The following is a 2025-nucleotide window of genomic DNA, read 5'->3' as shown; positions in this document are numbered from 1 at the left end:
GGACCAGGTTGGCGTTACCGGTCACCACGACATTGGTAGCCGAATCAGCTGCCAGGTCCAGGGTGAAGGTATCGATAGTCTTGGTCTTGGTGTCGGTCACGGTCAGGTTGACGGTTTCAACATCAGCAGCAACTACAGCACCGAAGTCAACAGCAGCAGCTGCAGCGGTCTTCAGAACAACGTTCAGCACGTCAGAAGAACCAGTAGCATCAGCCAGCACGGCTTCAACGGTACCACCAGCCTGGGCGCCGCTCAGTTCTACGGTGCTAGCAGCAGCCAGCTTGTCCAGGGTCAGGGTGAAGGTGTTAGCTGCACCAGCGGTTACCACGTAGTTGATGTTGTCCAGATTGGACAGGTCAACGGTGGTGTCAGCAGCGGCAGCAGCCAGTTGCAGTTTTTCGAAGCCGTCGATCTTGGCTGCGAAAGCGCTGCTGCCCGATGCAGATTCCGCGTCAGCTGCGGTCATCGACAGGGTGTCGGTGCCGTCGCCGCCGGAGATGTTAGCACCCAGGGAAGCGGTTGCCAGGGTTACGACGTCGTCGCCAGCGCCCAGGGTGATCGCTTTGGTCACGTTGCCTGCAACGGTGACTTTATCAACGCCTGCACCGCCCTTGTAGGTTGCAACGGTAGCATCGATGCCAACGGTGTTGGTGCCGGTGGTGCCGGTGGTGTCAACGGTGGTCAGGTTTGCGGAACCGCTCAGGTCCACAGCAACGCCAGCAGCGCCGGTCACGGTCAGAGTCTTCAGGCCGCTCAGGTCGGTAGCAGCGTCGGTCAGGTCGATCGCGTTAGTACCAGCAACGGTCATGGCGGTTGCGCCAGCAGCAATCAGAGCAGCCAGAGAGTCCGCGTTAGCGGTCGTGACGTTCAGAGTGGTGTAGCTAGCAGCGCTCAGATCGATCTTGGCAGCAGTTGGAGTGTCGGTATCACCCAGGCCGTCCACTTTCAGGTTCAGAGTGGCGTTGGCAGTGGCGTTGGTAACTGCAATGTCAGCAGCGCCGCTGTGAGCCAGATTCAGAGTGGTCAGAGCGCCGGAGTTGATGGTCGAACCAGCACCGTAGCCGTCAACGGTCACGGTAGCGATGGTCTTGGTGCCGCCGTCAGCGATGGTCACTTTACCTGCTGCTACAGCCAGCGAACCTACGGTTGCGTCGACGTTGGCCACGCCTGCGGTGGTTTCGCTTGCAGCCACGTTGCCAGCAGCAGCAGTGTCAGCAACAACGATAGTTGCGGTACCGTCAGCTTTAGCAGAAGTGAAGGTCACAGTCTGGCTGGTGCCGGAAGCCACCACACCTGCGGAGACAAAGTGAGTCGACAGAGCGCCGGAGTACACGCCGTTCGACGCAGGAGCGGAACCTTGGGTTGCGCCAGCGGACAGGTTAGCGAATGCAGCTGCAACTTCAGCAGCGGTCAGCGCCTTGTTGGCAGTGAAGACCAAGCCGTCAACGGTGACGGTTTCGCCTGCGGCCATCTTAACGAAGGTCACAACGTCAACAGTCTTGACGCCGGCGGTTGCTGCAGAAGCATCTTCGCCAGCGGAAGTAGCGGTCTGCTGAACAACAACTTCGGTGGTGGCTTTGCCGCCGGTAATGGCGATGTCACCTTGGGTGATAACGTTGGCGGTTGCAGCAGCGTCGTCAGCAGCAGCAGTGTCGTCCGCAGTAGCGGTTTGCACCACGGTTACTTTGGTGCCGCCCTTAACGGTGATAGCAGCCATGTCTGCTGGAGCGGTACCGTTTGCAGCAGCGCCGATGGAGGTCACAGCGATAGCGCCCGATGGCAGGTCAGTAGCAGCACCGCCATTGCCAACGGTGATGGTGCCAGCAGCACCAGCTGCTGCGGTCACGCCTTGTGCGGTTACGGTCACGGAAGTGCCGCCGTCTACAGCGATGTTTGCATCAGCCAGGTTGGTGTTGGTTACGGAAACAGCGCCCTTGGCAACAGTGGTTGCACCAATCACGGTGTCAACGCCGGTGCCGCCGTTCAGGGACACGGACACGTTGGAGCCACCGTCAACGGTTACGT

Annotated in this window: 1 protein-coding gene; it reads right to left on the bottom strand. The window is 59.9% G+C overall.

Annotation, left to right across the window (positions count from 1 at the left end; genetic code table 11):
* Positions 1–2025: beta strand repeat-containing protein (locus AB4Z11_RS30330; protein ID WP_442029688.1), on the bottom strand; the 2025-nt coding region annotated here is incomplete at both ends.

Origin of the sequence: Pseudoduganella sp. RAF53_2, assembly GCF_052113985.1 — a bacterium.
In the GTDB taxonomy this organism is placed as follows: Bacteria; Pseudomonadota; Gammaproteobacteria; order Burkholderiales; family Burkholderiaceae_D; genus Rugamonas.
Note: the sequence above shows the minus strand (reverse complement) of the source record. Positions and strands in the feature narration are given on the sequence as shown.